The organism is Shimazuella soli, assembly GCF_022511585.1.
Lineage (GTDB): Bacteria > Bacillota > Bacilli > Thermoactinomycetales > Thermoactinomycetaceae > Shimazuella > Shimazuella soli.
Map to the genome: position 1 here is coordinate 1 of NZ_JAKWBN010000005.1, position 14,492 is coordinate 14,492.

The following is a 14,492-nucleotide window of genomic DNA, read 5'->3' on the forward strand; positions in this document are numbered from 1 at the left end:
CTTAGGGGACTGAGCTGCCGAAGGTGGGGCAGATGATTGGGGTGAAGTCGTAACAAGGTATCCCTACCGGAAGGTGGGGATGGATCACCTCCTTTCTATGGAGTACCTTTTGGTACAAATTCGGTTACCAAACAGCAGACGTGTTACTCACTCTTCGGTTTTCAGGGAATAATATCCAAACCCCAAGGACAAATGTGCTTGGGGTTTTTTTACTAATAGACATAAGAAGCTCCCTCTTTTGCTCGGATCACGTTGTTTATTTATTTTGCATATGTTTAAATTTAATTAAGGATTATGTCCATACAAGAGAAAGAGATTCACATGAATCTAGAGCTAGTCTTCCTTATTCTCCGTAATTCAGATTTGAACATCTGGAATCGGGTAAAGCTCTTGTACGTGCTCAAAAGATATAAAAAGAATGAACCGATCATGGTGTTCATGTTCGGTTTGCCGGGAGCGGGGAAGAGTACTTTCGTAAAGAAGTTGGAAATATTCTTTTTTAACGTCTTCGGAAAGGAAATGGATCAGCTTGATCCCGATCTTTATTTCCCTTCGGATTATGATAAAAAGAACCCAGATAAGTATTTTGATCTCACTCGGGCGGAGCTAGACAATAAGTTTAAGGAAACCATTCTGTATGGGCGATGGGCCATCTTCCAAACCGGTGGCTCACTTCTAGTACCACGTGGTATTAAGATGGTTGAGGCAATGGGGGCTGGTTATTACATTTTTTCGATCCTTATTGACGTGAAACCAGAAATCGCACGTCAACGAAACGAAGCACGGGACAGAACAGTTGAACCAGAAAAATTTGAAGAGTGCGTACAGGATCTTCCAAGAACATTCCGTAGCCTAAAGCATTTGGGAGCAGGTTCAATAAAGATCAAAAATAACTGAATTGAACCGCGTTTGCTGAGTGGAACTGGCGCTAGCCAATCCACTCAGCAAGAAAAATCGTAAGAAATCACCCATCGAATGGATTTATACTCGTGTTCAACAAGGAGATATCCATCGCAAGAAGCGAAGCGGTTACTTTGTGCTGCTTAAATTATCACTTCAAAACCTTTTCAAAAGAAGGGCCAACTTGACAAGAAGTTATCTCAATTTTTTCCCATACGTTTCCTATAACATAAGGTTCCAATGCTAACCAATTATCCACATCTTCGCGTGTTGGAAAGTCTACGACTAACATAGATCCTATCATTTGATCATTCTCCAATATAGCAGCTCCAAACAACATATTTCTACTCTCCACCAATTTATCCCCTAATGCAATGTGTTCAGCTCGCATTTGCAAGCGTCGTTCCTTTGCCATTGAGTCCGTTCCATCGTAGGCAAGTATCAAAAATTGCATGACAATCAGCTCCCTTAGAACTCTATTGAATCATTAAATATTGCAAATATAACTTTGCTTATGTCATTATCCACAGTATTTAAGTTAGTGGTTTAATCGATATTAATAAGGATAATCCCTATTAACAACACGATGAATGAGACAAATTGAAATTTTGAGAACTTTTCTTTATACATAAGATAAGAAAGACCAGCGACAATTACTCCATTAGACGACGCAATTGGTGAAATGATACTAGCAGGTCCTATCTTTAATGCTGCTGCTAAAGTTTGCATCATACCAAAGGAGAGTATTCCTGCAAATATTCCAAAAAATATGCCTGTTGTTTTAACCTGTTGTTTTTTTTCTCGGCCTAACCATAAAGTAGTAGAAAACCAGATCAATCCAAATACATAAGAAAGGAATATAATGGGATTATTGTTGAGATGCATTTCCTCTGTAATCTTTAACCCGCCGTTTCGAATAAAAAAGCCAATAAACGCAACACCAACAAAGAGATACCACAGATTATTTTGAATGCGTAACTTTTGATTCGGATCAAAGGGAAGTAGTAAAATGGCAACGATGATTAATAGAATAGCCAATCCTTCAAACCAATTTAGAAATTCTGAATAAAGGAAGATAGACATAAACACTATTAATATGACATGACTATGTGCCACGGTTGCTGTTAAGCCAGCAGGACCGATATAGACTGATTTACTATACAGCAGGTTGCCTAATGTCGTACCTATACCTATAATGCTCCCTGCAACAAGGATATTCCAATTCCAATCCCAAGTTTGGGTATACAAAAGGTAAAGGCCTGATCCCAATGAACCAGATAGATAGAAGCCAAAAAGTAGTTTTTCCGATGTACCACCTTTCATCGTATTGATCTTAAAGAAAAAAGCACTTAAGCCATTAAAAAGGAAGCAAAGAAAGGCTAGAAAGAGCCACATTAACGGTAATCCTCCTACAAAAAGATAGTTTAATTTTATAGACAATTATGTAATCCATCAATTTATCTTTAATTGGTCTATTAGCTGATGAAGTTAGTTTGTGTTAACATGAGAGACAGAGTAGATTATTGGTTTACAATGGAGAGGTTGATATCAATGAAAACAAATACACATATAGCATTACGTGATTGGGCTGTGACATTGGATGAGCTTGGAAAAGGAACGCAGATCATGCTGCTCAGAAAAGGTGGGATTCATGAGGAAACCCGTCACTTTGAAGTAACTAGTGATAACTTCTTTTTGTTTCCAGCATATGAGCACCAAAAAGCAGAGTTATTGAAAGAGGAGTATCAAGGGAATATTGCAAAAAGCATCGAAACTTGGTCCCCAGAAGATGAACAAGTTATAGTGAAATACTATGCGGAGTTATATGAGGACATTGAGCTATTAGATGAAGAAAAACTAAAAGCACTTTACCCTCATCATATCTGGACCAACGAATTTGCAGCAGAGCGGTTAAAATGGAAAAAGAAACTTCCATTACATGTGTTGTTACTGCGTGTGTATCAATTAGAACAACCAGCAGAAATTCCAATGTTATCTGAGTATGGCGGATGTAAATCTTGGCTGAGTTTACCAGAGATCGTTCAAGGAAAAGAAGCTCATCCTGTATTATCTGATGAAGCATTTGCACAAAAAGTAGCAGATATAAAGCAAAGTTTACAAGCAGGCTGATAAGGCCTGCTTTTTTTAACTTGACTTAGAGTTTAGTCGAAGTTGTAGCCTGAGATTATCCAAAAAATTATTTCGGAAATAGATGAAAGAAGGGTAATCTCATGAAACAAGTAAAAATTTATCTTATGTTGATTGGATTCGCTGTTTTTACAGGTATGACGTTTAATTTGGCTAAATATGCAGTTGCATTTCTCACTCCATCTCATGTAGCTGCTTGGAGATTTGGAATAGCAGGAGTTGTGATGATCGGAGTCCTATTTTTTAAAGAAGGTCTTCAGTTGTCTTCTTTAAAACAAAATGCTTTGTGGTACATCATTATTGGTGTGATAGGAATTTTTGGGTTTAATACCTTTTTCTTTTTGGGGATGAATCATACATCACCTGTAAATGGTTCTTTAATTATGGCCTTGAATCCATTAGTCACTACTATTTTTGCAAGATTGATCCTAAAAGATAAGATTCACAAAAATGGGGTGATTGGGATTTTCTTTGGGTTTACTGGTGTTTTGTTTGTATTGACAAAAGGTTCGCTGTCAACTTTCACACATCTATCTTTTTCAATAGGAGATCTGTTCTTATTTGCAGGAAATCTTTGCTGGGCTCTCTATGGGGTTTTAAGCAGACGGTTTATAAAAAATGGAACTGCGTTATCAACGACCACTTATACGATGGTGGCAGGAGCAATTGGACTTATTATCATGTCTGCATTTACTGCTTCAGAATCATCAGTAAGTGTCCCGATTGGGGTCTGGGGAGCTGTTATTTTTATGGCACTGTTTACCACTGTATTAGGTTATTTGTGGTGGAATAGAGGAATGAAAAAATTAGGTGCAACAAAAACTTCTCTATTTTTTAACTTAGTTCCAATTGTTACTATGCTTACAAGTGTATGGAGTGGAATACCAATTACTTTGGTTCAAGTAGGTGGAACTGTGCTCGTTATACTAGGAGTTTTAGTCTCATCGGGCGCCATTACGTTTTCTTCAATGGAAGAACGAAAAATGCAAAAATGTATTTCCTAACTTAATTGGATTCATCATTTTCTCATGACCGGAACTCCAATAACTTTCATACAGATGATAGGGGCAGCTTTGGTGATTTTTGGAGTATTAACTTCTTCAGGTATCCTTTTTGCAAAACCAACCATTATAAAAGTGTCTTAAAAAAGTATAAAACCAGACGTGTATAGTCTGGTTTTATATTCTACACATTTTGTGCAGTCAATGTTTCCAATTCAATTATAATTTCATCCACTGTCATATCCCCTTCAAGGTAAATACCAACTAATGTGGATACAAGCACTGATTCTTCACCTGAAATATGTAATAACTCCAATAACTCTTTGAGGGGATCATAGCTTTTAGAGAAAATATGTATGCTCTGTGAGCCAAAAACTTCTTCCAATTGTAAAGTCTTTTGATAAACTTGTTTGATTATTGATAGTATCATTTTAATAAGTTCTTTTTTTTGTGTATCCAAATATAAAATCCTCTCTTAAGAAAATACAACAATTTCATTATACCAAACTTTTTGAACATGTTTTAGGCCTGTCAAGTTAGATTATTTATTTTTATCAAAAAAGAAGGGGATTTTACTGATACTACTCTCTTCATTGGCAATAGGAGTCTTTCTATTTGAAAGAGAGCTGTAAAGGAATAAATGAATGTATACTGTGTGAAACTAGGGGAGAAATTTTTAACCTGGAGGTCGCACATGGACGGAAATGTTATTGAAGATTCACTACTGGATTATAAAGAGGGATTAGGAGAACTCGCAAAACATCTTCCAGATGTCGTTCAAAATTATATTAAATTTACTGATGCTTGTTTTGAAGAAGGAACTTTATCTAAAAAAACAAAACATTTAATTGCCCTTGGATTAGGTGTATACAGTAATGATGAGTATTGCATTATTTACCATACAAAAGGAGCAATCGATAATGGAGCATCTCGCCAAGAAATAATAGAGGCAGCGGCAGTTACAACAGCTTTTGGCGGAGGAGTGTCGATGTCACAGACGATTACACTTGTTCAAGATGCATTATCTTCCTTTCAAAAGCATACACATTAATAAAAAATAAGTTAGCCCCAATGAGGGCTTTTTCTTATGAAACAAGTGCAAAGTTTATCATGATACAAAAAAGGGTATTTGAACTTTGGACACAGAAAATGAATGGAAAAAAGGCGTAGAGTTAAGGATGTAATATTGTAATTTTACAGAAAATGTATTGACAATTGACAGAAGAAAGCGGTACCATAAATAAGGTAGGACTGTTTATTCCCTCAAACAACGGATGGAAGTACAGAAGATTAACCCGGTTAAAGGGAAGTGGGAGTACTATGATTTATGAATAAAAATGCCGACCTTTTGTTTACTAAAGAGATTACTCCGCTGATTATTCCAAAGGAGAAAGTGGTTGTATTAGAACCAGATTGGTCACTGGAGCGAGCTCTAATCGTATTAACTCGCAAAGGTACAACTTCCGTACCAGTCATTCATCCCGATGGTAAGGTTGAAGGGATTATCAGTAAGACGAACATATTGGATTTTCTCATTAACCCAAATAAGGCACAAGAACTCGATTTTTCAAAATTAAAAGAGTACCGTGTATTGGATGCAATGGATCGGAACCACATGGGAATTATGGCCAACTCCATTTTTTCATTTGCTTTTGAAGTATTGGTAAATCGCTCGTATATACCAATAATTGATATACGTCACCAGTTTGTTGGGATTTTAACGAGAAAAGTAATGATGGAAAAAGTAATCGAGTATTTTCATGAGGAATATTTGCAAACAGTAACAACAGAATTATGAGAAAAAACCAGTCAATTTTCCTTGTTATAAAGGGATTTGGCTGGTTTTTTTAGATAAAAGAAAAATACCTTTTATAAATATATTGGAATATTTATGCAGTATAGGAGTGTCATTAAAGTGTAACAATTGGAAAATATAATTTCATCATATGAGTTCAATTAAATAGGAAATCCTATTTGTCTGGAAGTTGTAAAAAATGGAGAGGATGAAGAATTCAAAGAACTAATGCCCTTTGGAAGTACGCTCAAACGACTCATTAAGTATTTGAAGAGATATACAGGTTTGGAAGAAATCTGTCAATTCAGTCCAGTAATCTGCATCTAAATCTCTTTTTAAGAGGAGAGCAATTTCTTTCATTTTGGAAAACAGTTGTCGAATGGACTGGGAATTAATGGAAGAAGTATTGCTTTCTTGGTGAGATTTGATAACTAATGTTTCCAAATCATCAAAAGTGTTTTCATAAATAATTACTTTAATAATCTCAGGTAGATGAGGAGCAACTTTTACTTGAGATCGGCATTTTTCCCATGTACGGAGCAATCTGCGATTATTTAAACTGTTAAGGTAGTCTTGCACAGTATATGTTTCATAGTTACCATTATTTTCATGAATTTGGAATTTTTTTTTGTCTTGAGAACGTAAATAAATAACATTTTTAGATTGAATATAATGGTTAACACTAACATCAGCTGTATTTAAATTATACTTCTTCATCCTTTCTGCCCCCAGTTGTTACAAAATTTCCCCCAAAAAAGAGAATAATGAAGAGAGAATCTTTCAAAAGATACTTTCTATTGTACACTATTCTCATAAAAAGTGGGTATAAAATAATGTGAGCAATGCGTGAATATAAAGTGGAAATTTATTATAAATAACAAAGTAATTATATAAAATATACATATCATCTTTTGTTAATTAAAAAATAATCATCCTATTAAAAAAGGAATTTTTTTACTATTAATTGTTTGTTTATTTCCTGATTTATGGATAAATCAAGATCACCTTGATCTATGGGATTGTCTACGTTAGAATATAATGAGAATCACATGATAATCAATCTAATTTAGGTTACACCAAATTAATGAGAACACTACCTTATTGTCATATATAGGTGGAAAGTGCGTGGAGGAATGCGACTATGTCAACACCGAACCTCAGTATTCGGGATCTACAAGTTTCTATTGAAGATAAACAAATTTTGAAAGGTGTGAATCTATCCGTAAACGGCGGAGAAATCCATGCGATTATGGGTCCAAACGGTACAGGGAAAAGTACCCTTGCTTCTGCTTTGATGGGACATCCAAAGTACGAGGTTACTAGCGGGAGTGTTACCATCAATGGGGAAGACCTTTTAGAGATGGAAGTAGATGAGCGTGCTCGTGCTGGACTATTTCTTGCAATGCAATATCCAAGTGAAGTCAGCGGGGTTACGAACTCTGACTTTTTGCGCAGTGCGATCAATGCAAAGCGTGGAGAAGGCAATGAGATCTCATTGATGAAGTTTATTCGTGAAATGGATAAACAAATGGAAGTATTAGAGATGGACGAATCTTTTGCTACCCGTTATTTAAACGAAGGGTTTTCAGGTGGAGAAAAGAAGCGAAATGAGATTTTACAAATGATGATGTTAAAACCTACTTTCTCCATTTTGGATGAGATCGACTCTGGTCTTGATATAGATGCATTAAAAATTGTTGCTGCTGGTGTAAATGAAATGAGAAGTCCTGATAGAGGTGTGATTATTATTACCCACTATCAACGCCTGTTGAACTATATTAAACCGGACTTTGTACACGTGTTTATGCAAGGGAAAATTGTGAAATCCGGTGGTCCAGAATTAGCTGAACGTCTAGAGCAAGAGGGATATGATTGGGTAAAAGAAGAGCTGGGCATTGTAGATGAAACTGTTGGACATAGGGTGTAAGGATGGTGCCAACAATGAGTGTATTCAGTCGCGAACAAATTACCCAATTATCCCAATCACAAAATGAACCAAAGTGGGCATTGGAAAAACGACTAGAAGCTTTTAGTGCGATCGACTCCCTTCCTCTGCCCAAATTAGAAAAAACGAATATTGATCGATGGAATTTTTCTGAGTTTCAACTGTATCAGGCGAGTGAAAAGTTTGAACAAGCAGAGGAATTACCCGATGCGGTTAGTCGATTAATATTGGAAGAGAGCAATGTATTGGTGCAAAAAAATGATGCAGCGGTATATCAAACAGAAAAAGCTTTGGATCAAGGCGTTATTTTCACCAGTCTTCAAACTGCATATAAACAGCATGAAACACTATTGAAAAAGTATCTTTTTAGACAAGATACTACGGATCGGGTGGCTGCAATTCATCAAGCTTTCACCCAAGGAGGAGCGTTTATTTATGTTCCGCGCAATGTTTCCATCAAATTACCACTGCAAGCTGTTTTTTGGTTAGATGGAAAAAATGCTGGGATGTTCCCTCATGTGCTAATCGTAGCAGAAGAGAACAGCCGGGTAGAGATCGTAACAAACTTTTTGAGTACTAGTAGTGATGCGGCTGTTAGTAATAGTGTGATTGAGGCATTTGTCGGACATGGTGCCAAAGTTCAAGTTGCGACAGTCAGTCACTTTGGGAACACAGTTGTAGATGTGATGAATCGTTTTGCAACAGTAGGTCGAGATGGAGATATGGAATGGATTGTCGCAGATCTCAGCGATGGCCGAATTATCTCCAAAAGCACTACAAATCTTAAGGAAACTGGCGGACATGTAGATGTAAAATCCGTTGCTTTTGGTGCTGGTGAAATGCGTTCCAATATTACATCTGAAATTCTTCATTTTGGTACTCATACCACAAGTGATATTCAAGCACGCTCTGTGATGAAAGATAAAGCGACGAGTATCATCAATAGTATTACTAAGATTGAAAAAGGTGCTAGTAAATCAGATGGGCAGCAGACAGGTAAAGTGTTAATGCTGGACCCTGAAGCGCGTGGAGATGCGAATCCAATCTTATTGATTGATGAAAATGATGTTACGGCAGGTCATGCTGCTAGTGTAGGTCGTATTGATCCTTTGACATTGTTTTATTTGATGTCTCGAGGTATTTCGAAAGAGGAAGCTTCTAAATTGATCATTCGGGGTTTCTTGGATACCATTATCGCTGATATCCCATCAGCACCATTGCGTGAAAGTATTCATGAGACAATTGAAGGGAAATTTACATCATGAACCCATGGAAAAAGGATTTTCCCATTCTATTTCAGCAAGTAAACGACCATCCCCTTGTATATTTAGATAGTGCAGCAACTTCTCAAAAACCAAACAGTGTGATTGAGAAAGTAGCTGCTTACTACCAAGGATATAATTCCAATGTTCACCGTGGTGTGCATACACTTGGTACAAGAGCAACAGATGCTTATGAAGGTGCACGGGACACAGTACAAAAGTTTATCAATGCGAATAAGCGTGAAGAGATCATTTTTACCCGCGGAGCTACAACTAGTATGAATATTGTTGCCCGCAGCTATGCTTTGGTAAATTGCAAAGCTGGAGATGAGATTTTGCTTAGTCCAGCTGAGCACCATGCCAATCTCATTCCTTGGCAGCAAGTTGCAAAACAAACAGGTGCAAAATTGGTATACATGCCGTTAGAAGCAGATAGTACAATTCTTTTGGAAAAAGTACGTCCACTCATAACCAATAAAACAAAAATTGTTGCAATCCAACATGTTTCCAATGTGCTTGGAACCATCAACCCAGTAGCAGAACTTGCCAAGTTGGTGCATGAAGTTGGGGGCATTATAACAGTGGATGGAGCACAGAGTGTTCCTCATATGAAGGTTGATGTACAAGACCTGGATGTTGATTTTCTCTCCTTCTCTGGTCACAAAATGCTGGGCCCTACTGGTATTGGGGTATTGTATGGAAAAGAGCATCTGCTAGAAGAGATGGAGCCAGTTGAATTTGGCGGTGAGATGATTGACCATGTTGACCTAGAGAATGCTACTTGGAAAGAGCTGCCGTGGAAATTTGAAGGTGGTACTCCGATTATCGCTGGTGCGATTGGTCTAGGAGCTGCTATCAACTATTTACAAGAAATCGGCATGGATCAAGTAGAAGCGCATGACCGCAAATTAACAGCCTATGCATTAGAAAAACTATCCAAAATCGAGGGAATTCGTTTCTTTGGCCCATTGGAAAATCGAATTGGAGCTGTTACCTTTAACTTAGACAGTATTCATCCACATGATGTTGCAACCGTGCTAGATGCGGAAGGTATTGCGGTTCGTGCTGGACATCACTGCTGCCAGCCATTGATGAGATTACTAGGAGAAACAGCGACCGCTCGGGCTAGTTTTTATTTATATAACGATGAATCAGATATTGACCAACTCGTAACAGGGTTACAAAAGACGAAGGAGTATTTCGGACATGTCTTCCTTGGATGATTTATATCGCCGGGTTATTATGGATCACTATCAACGCCCTCGTAACAAAGGGGAGCTCGATGATGGTGCTATCTCCATCGAACTAAACAATCCAACATGTGGAGATCGAATATCTCTGCAAATGAACGTAGAAAATGGTATGATAAAGGATGCAAAGTTCCAAGGCGAAGGATGCTCAATCAGCCTGGCTTCTGCATCGATGATGACAGAATCGGTAAAAGGTTTGACTGTCGATCAGGCACTCCATTTGGTTGATCTTTTTTCACGAATGATGCAAGGAGAAGAAATAGATACGGAAGAGTTTCCGATTGAAGATATTGAAGCGTTAACTGGGGTAGCGAAGTTCCCAGCACGAATCAAGTGTGCGACTCTAGCTTGGAAAGCACTTGAAAAAGGTGTAAAGCAATAAACACAAAAGAAGGAGGCAGCGTTTCATGACTACGATACCAGAACTATCCGAGTATAAATATGGTTTCCGCGATAAAGACGTGTCTGTGTTCCGTGCCAAACGTGGACTTACTCGTGAAATCGTAGAAGAGATTTCGAAAATGAAAGGCGAACCAGATTGGATGCTGGAATTTCGCTTAAAATCTCTCGAACAGTTTTATAAAATGCCAATGCCAAGTAACCTAAATAGCAAATGGTTTTCTTTGTTGCCTGGTAAATTGGATGAACTAAACTTTGATGACATCACTTACTATGTAAAACCTTCCGAACGACAAGGGAAAACATGGGAAGAAGTACCTGATGAGATTAAACAAACCTTTGATAAACTAGGGATTCCGGAAGCAGAGCAAAAGTTTCTAGCAGGGGTATCTGCTCAGTATGAATCAGAGGTAGTTTATCACAACATGCAAAAAGAACTGGAAGAACAAGGGGTTATTTTCTGCGATACGGATACTGCTGTACGCGAGTATCCAGAGTTACTCAAAGAATACTTTGGTACAGTTGTTCCTCCAGCAGATAACAAGTTTGCTGCATTGAACAGTGCAGTATGGAGCGGTGGCAGCTTCATCTATGTTCCAAAAGGCGTGAAATGCGAAGTACCACTGCAAGCATACTTCCGCATTAACTCTGAAAATATGGGACAATTTGAACGTACCTTGATTATTGCCGACGAAGGAAGCTTTGTGCACTATGTAGAAGGATGTACAGCTCCTGTGTACAGCACCAACTCTTTGCACAGTGCTGTAGTGGAGATCATTGTTAAAGACAACGCACGTTGTCGTTACACGACGATCCAAAACTGGGCTCCAAACATCTATAACTTGGTAACCAAACGTGCGGTTGCAGAACGTGGTGCACATATGGAGTGGGTCGATGGTAACATCGGAAGTAAACTGACGATGAAATACCCAGCAGTTGTCATGAAAGGTGAAGGTGCAAAAGCAGACGTTCTTTCCATCGCAGTAGCTGGTAAAGATCAACACCAAGATGCAGGAGCAAAAGTTACCGCACTCGCACCAAACTGTACGGCTACGATTATCTCCAAATCGATCAGTAAACAAGGTGGAAAAGTAACTTACCGTGGATTGACAAGCTTTGGCCGCAACTCCGAAGGCTCTAAAGCAAATGTAAAATGTGACACCTTAATCTTGGATAATGAATCGACTTCCGATACGATTCCTTACAATGAGATCAAAAACGATAACATCATCTTGGAACACGAAGCGACAGTTTCCAAAGTGAGCGAAGATCAACTCTTCTACTTGATGAGCCGTGGACTTTCAGAAAACGAAGCAACACAGATGATTATCATGGGCTTTATTGAACCATTTACGAAAGAACTGCCAATGGAATATGCTGTTGAGATGAACCGCTTGATTAAGTTTGAGATGGAAGGTTCTATTGGTTAATTATTTTTGGAAGTCCCTTTGCTGAAAGGCAGAGGGATTTTCTGTATGTATTCGGATAAGGAATGAAGAGGGAGTCGCCTTTATTTGTTTGGGAATTTCCCTTATAATTAAAATAGTAGTCACGTCGACAAGGAGCAGCCATGACCGCGATGCCCAAGACCACTTTCGTCTTCCTCGATCTCGCCGTCAAGCAGGTGCTGGTCGGCCGTCGGAAGGGGCGGAGCTGGTACACGAACAAGCTCAACTACAAGCCGTCCAAGCGACTTCAGGGTGTGATCGAAGCACTTGACGCACAGGAGGTTACTGCCAACGAATGGTGGGACCACTACGTGTACATCCTGAACTATGAGCTGGGTCGACTCGGTTCGCACAAGTTGGAGACGAACACCAAGCTCCCCACCATCAGCAAGATGTGCATGATGTCCGACGGGAGCTGGGCCTACAACCGACTTTTGAAGTCTTTCGCAGAAGGGAAGCGGAAGGAAGTGCAGGAGTTCACGTGTGCATACAGGGACCTGGATCTGGATCTGACGATCGCGTGTCTCGACATGATGGACTACCTGACCTCCGAGGGTCTGCAGAACACTCAGGTGTTCGTAGCTCTTGTTGAGCTTCTCCCCGGAGCGCAGAAGGGACTCGAATAGAGGGCCCAGACGGCGTGACGCATCCCCGTGGGTGAGTGGATCTTCCGATCCGCACACTTCACGGGGCGCGACTATTTTGATTCTTTAAATAGATGAAAAGTAAGCCCACCTTAGAACATATGAAGGTGGGCTTACTTTTCTTTAGGGTCAGAGATATCAGAAAAATAGGGAATAATTTTATCTGTAGATTTCTCACTCAAGTAATGGGGCATATGCACTTGATCGATAAATAAAATCCCATCATATTGATCTTTTGGTACTAATTGCTCATCCCAACCTCCCCAATCTAAAATACCACGCTTCGTATACATCCATGAAGTTTCCTCTCGTTTTTTTGCCCGCGATAGATCGACAAATAAATTCGGATATCCTGCTTTACTTAGAATAGATTCCACGGTTCCTATTGGATGTGGATACTGCACTTTAAGAGGTTTACGATCGTTTAAAGCAGAGACACCCCGATTCATATAGAGTCCAATGATATAAGATTGTTGTCTGATTTTAGCTGGTAATAAGTGATCTAAGCTATTGACAGACCTGCGGTTAGGATTTTGCGTTTGCGGATTGTTTTTTCGAATATGAAGATTATGTGCCCAGACGATAATTTTTTGATTGGGGTAAAGTGTCTCAGTCAACCAGACCAAATTTTTGGACATCGCTTGATCACGTGCGACATAATAGTCATCAAATGCTTTGTTGGCTAAGGGTTTATTTCCTGCTTGCAGGTAGTTATTATAGGACACATAAAAGGGCATCACTTTTGTTACAGAATGAATGCGATCTTGTAATACATATTGGGTTCCTTTTAACAAGTTAGGTGAATTTGGATAGATTTGAGATAATTTTTTTTCGTGTCTTTTCGTAAATTGATATAACGTTTGATATGCCCCAATCATTTTCTGCTGATCATGATGAAAAGCTTCTATGTCAGACTGCTGGAGGGACTCAGCAAATCGTTCTTCTGTTCGTTTTGCTAACTTTCCCATTTGCGGGTCAATCTTTTGAAACCAGTTGCTTAAAAATGTCCCATAAGAACCAACCGGCTGCATATCCATTCCTGCTAGTTGCAGACGATTTTGGGTTGTACTGTTTTTCTTTATATATTCAAAAAGGGGCAGTCCTTCTTTTGTCTGCCAAATATCAAATAATCCATCTTTCATGGATTGTACGGCTGCCTGTTTGTCTATCTGAGCATCTACCGCGAATAATTCCCCTAGCCCTGATTCAAATGCGAGTACTTGATATCCTTGTTTTTCATGGAGATACTGGACAAGACGTACTTTTGTAGAATTAAATTCTGCTGCTCCATGTGAACTCTCTCCTAAAAATACAATGCGTTTGTTTTTCAGGACTTGATCCAAAAAGCGTAGATCTCGATAATAATCTCCTACTTCTGGGCGGGTTTTTTCAATTGGGTGGCTGTTCATTTTCAGCCACTTTTGCCATTTCGGATTTTCGGGATTTTCTGCTTGGGCTTGAAAAATTGCAAGAAGGGGGGTCAAGCTTAAACAAATAACCATCATCCAAAGGAATTTGTGTGAAAGATGAAATTTGTTTTTTATATGAATCATTACCTTCTCCTCATGGTGTTAATTTTATGAAATCTCCTTATGTGTTTTATTATAAAGTTTAATTATATTATGAATCTATTTGAAATATATTGTAGAAAGAATGAATTTTACTTTCCGATGGTTTGACGATAAAGATACAAAAAACCC

The 14,492-nt window shown here is 38.6% G+C and carries 16 protein-coding genes and 1 rRNA gene; 12 read left to right on the forward strand and 5 right to left on the reverse strand.

The annotated features are described in order from the left end of the window. Positions 1-95 (forward strand): 16S ribosomal RNA (locus tag MK805_RS11915); the annotation flags it as partial. A 226-nt stretch (positions 96-321) separates the two neighbouring features. After that, positions 322-897, forward strand: a complete 576-nt coding sequence (locus MK805_RS11920; protein ID WP_240876119.1) for a DEAD/DEAH box helicase family protein — start codon at positions 322-324, stop codon at positions 895-897. Between the two features lie 154 nt (positions 898-1,051). Here MK805_RS11920 and MK805_RS11925 read toward each other — a convergent pair whose 3' ends face one another. Both MK805_RS11925 and MK805_RS11930 read right to left on the reverse strand, forming a co-directional pair. Beyond that, positions 1,052-1,354 carry a YciI family protein gene (locus MK805_RS11925; protein WP_240876120.1) on the reverse strand — a complete coding sequence of 101 codons (303 nt, stop codon included), beginning with the start codon at positions 1,352-1,354 and terminating at the stop codon, positions 1,052-1,054. Positions 1,355-1,446: 92 nt separating this feature from the next. Continuing rightward, the gene (locus tag MK805_RS11930; RefSeq protein ID WP_240876121.1) at positions 1,447-2,295 is read right to left on the reverse strand and encodes an EamA family transporter; all 849 of its coding nucleotides are present in this window, start codon (positions 2,293-2,295) and stop codon (positions 1,447-1,449) included. Between the two features lie 156 nt (positions 2,296-2,451). On the opposite strand from MK805_RS11930, the gene MK805_RS11935 reads away from it, so the two are divergent. Continuing rightward, positions 2,452-3,030: a DUF1802 family protein gene (locus tag MK805_RS11935; RefSeq protein ID WP_240876122.1), complete on the forward strand. Its 579-nt coding sequence runs from the start codon at positions 2,452-2,454 to the stop codon at positions 3,028-3,030. Positions 3,031-3,131: 101 nt separating this feature from the next. Next, positions 3,132-4,052, forward strand: coding sequence for a DMT family transporter (locus tag MK805_RS11940; protein WP_240876123.1), 921 nt, complete (start codon positions 3,132-3,134; stop codon positions 4,050-4,052). A gap of 181 nt (positions 4,053-4,233) precedes the next feature. Here MK805_RS11940 and MK805_RS11945 read toward each other — a convergent pair whose 3' ends face one another. Next, the gene (locus tag MK805_RS11945; protein WP_240876124.1) at positions 4,234-4,509 is read right to left on the reverse strand and encodes a hypothetical protein; all 276 of its coding nucleotides are present in this window, start codon (positions 4,507-4,509) and stop codon (positions 4,234-4,236) included. Positions 4,510-4,743: 234 nt separating this feature from the next. On the opposite strand from MK805_RS11945, the gene MK805_RS11950 reads away from it, so the two are divergent. Then, entirely contained in the window at positions 4,744-5,100 is a 357-nt protein-coding gene (locus MK805_RS11950) for a carboxymuconolactone decarboxylase family protein (RefSeq protein ID WP_240876125.1), read from the forward strand. Positions 5,101-5,376: 276 nt separating this feature from the next. Then, positions 5,377-5,847 carry a CBS domain-containing protein gene (locus MK805_RS11955; RefSeq protein ID WP_240876126.1) on the forward strand — a complete coding sequence of 157 codons (471 nt, stop codon included), beginning with the start codon at positions 5,377-5,379 and terminating at the stop codon, positions 5,845-5,847. Positions 5,848-6,069: 222 nt separating this feature from the next. On the opposite strand, the gene MK805_RS11960 is transcribed toward MK805_RS11955, so the two are convergent. Next, complete coding sequence (locus MK805_RS11960) at positions 6,070-6,561, reverse strand: hypothetical protein (protein WP_240876127.1); 492 nt, start codon at positions 6,559-6,561, stop codon at positions 6,070-6,072. A gap of 424 nt (positions 6,562-6,985) precedes the next feature. Here MK805_RS11960 and sufC point away from each other — a divergent pair, with 424 nt between their 5' ends. The 6 genes from sufC to MK805_RS11990 all read left to right on the forward strand — a co-directional run bounded on the left by sufC (position 6,986) and on the right by MK805_RS11990 (position 12,774). Continuing rightward, complete coding sequence (gene sufC / locus MK805_RS11965) at positions 6,986-7,771, forward strand: Fe-S cluster assembly ATPase SufC (protein ID WP_240876128.1); 786 nt, start codon at positions 6,986-6,988, stop codon at positions 7,769-7,771. Between the two features lie 14 nt (positions 7,772-7,785). Then, on the forward strand, positions 7,786-9,054 hold the full coding sequence (gene sufD / locus MK805_RS11970; RefSeq protein WP_240876129.1) for a Fe-S cluster assembly protein SufD: 1,269 nt from the start codon (positions 7,786-7,788) through the stop codon (positions 9,052-9,054). Beyond that, a complete protein-coding gene (locus MK805_RS11975; protein WP_240876130.1) occupies positions 9,051-10,274 on the forward strand; it encodes a cysteine desulfurase in 1,224 nt (407 codons plus the stop codon). The genes sufD and MK805_RS11975 overlap by 4 nt, the downstream gene beginning before the upstream one ends. Beyond that, positions 10,258-10,683 (forward strand): Fe-S cluster assembly sulfur transfer protein SufU, encoded by a 426-nt coding sequence (sufU, locus tag MK805_RS11980; RefSeq protein WP_240876131.1) that lies wholly within the window; start codon positions 10,258-10,260, stop codon positions 10,681-10,683. Before MK805_RS11975 ends, sufU begins: the two co-directional genes overlap by 17 nt. 25 nt (positions 10,684-10,708) lie before the next feature. After that, positions 10,709-12,130, forward strand: coding sequence for a Fe-S cluster assembly protein SufB (sufB, locus tag MK805_RS11985; protein WP_240876132.1), 1,422 nt, complete (start codon positions 10,709-10,711; stop codon positions 12,128-12,130). Positions 12,131-12,270: 140 nt separating this feature from the next. Further along, positions 12,271-12,774 (forward strand): hypothetical protein, encoded by a 504-nt coding sequence (locus tag MK805_RS11990; protein ID WP_240876133.1) that lies wholly within the window; start codon positions 12,271-12,273, stop codon positions 12,772-12,774. A gap of 131 nt (positions 12,775-12,905) precedes the next feature. Here the strand turns inward: MK805_RS11990 and MK805_RS11995 are convergent, their stop codons facing one another. Next, positions 12,906-14,345 (reverse strand): erythromycin esterase family protein, encoded by a 1,440-nt coding sequence (locus tag MK805_RS11995; RefSeq protein WP_240876134.1) that lies wholly within the window; start codon positions 14,343-14,345, stop codon positions 12,906-12,908. Between the last annotated feature and the right edge of the window lie 147 nt (positions 14,346-14,492).

Excerpts from the sequence above, each read along its gene's own strand:
- MK805_RS11935 (WP_240876122.1), top strand. The coding sequence starts at position 2,452 with ATGAAAACAAATACACATATAGCATTACGTGATTGGGCTGTGACATTG.
- MK805_RS11995 (WP_240876134.1), bottom strand. The coding sequence starts at position 14,345 with ATGATTCATATAAAAAACAAATTTCATCTTTCACACAAATTCCTTTGG.
- MK805_RS11950 (WP_240876125.1), top strand. The coding sequence starts at position 4,744 with ATGGACGGAAATGTTATTGAAGATTCACTACTGGATTATAAAGAGGGA.
- MK805_RS11990 (WP_240876133.1), top strand. The coding sequence starts at position 12,271 with ATGACCGCGATGCCCAAGACCACTTTCGTCTTCCTCGATCTCGCCGTC.
- sufD (WP_240876129.1), top strand. The coding sequence starts at position 7,786 with ATGAGTGTATTCAGTCGCGAACAAATTACCCAATTATCCCAATCACAA.
- sufU (WP_240876131.1), top strand. The coding sequence starts at position 10,258 with ATGTCTTCCTTGGATGATTTATATCGCCGGGTTATTATGGATCACTAT.
- MK805_RS11930 (WP_240876121.1), bottom strand. The coding sequence starts at position 2,295 with ATGTGGCTCTTTCTAGCCTTTCTTTGCTTCCTTTTTAATGGCTTAAGT.
- MK805_RS11940 (WP_240876123.1), top strand. The coding sequence starts at position 3,132 with ATGAAACAAGTAAAAATTTATCTTATGTTGATTGGATTCGCTGTTTTT.
- MK805_RS11960 (WP_240876127.1), bottom strand. The coding sequence starts at position 6,561 with ATGAAGAAGTATAATTTAAATACAGCTGATGTTAGTGTTAACCATTAT.
- MK805_RS11925 (WP_240876120.1), bottom strand. The coding sequence starts at position 1,354 with ATGCAATTTTTGATACTTGCCTACGATGGAACGGACTCAATGGCAAAG.
- MK805_RS11920 (WP_240876119.1), top strand. The coding sequence starts at position 322 with ATGAATCTAGAGCTAGTCTTCCTTATTCTCCGTAATTCAGATTTGAAC.
- sufC (WP_240876128.1), top strand. The coding sequence starts at position 6,986 with ATGTCAACACCGAACCTCAGTATTCGGGATCTACAAGTTTCTATTGAA.
- sufB (WP_240876132.1), top strand. The coding sequence starts at position 10,709 with ATGACTACGATACCAGAACTATCCGAGTATAAATATGGTTTCCGCGAT.
- MK805_RS11975 (WP_240876130.1), top strand. The coding sequence starts at position 9,051 with ATGAACCCATGGAAAAAGGATTTTCCCATTCTATTTCAGCAAGTAAAC.
- MK805_RS11955 (WP_240876126.1), top strand. The coding sequence starts at position 5,377 with ATGAATAAAAATGCCGACCTTTTGTTTACTAAAGAGATTACTCCGCTG.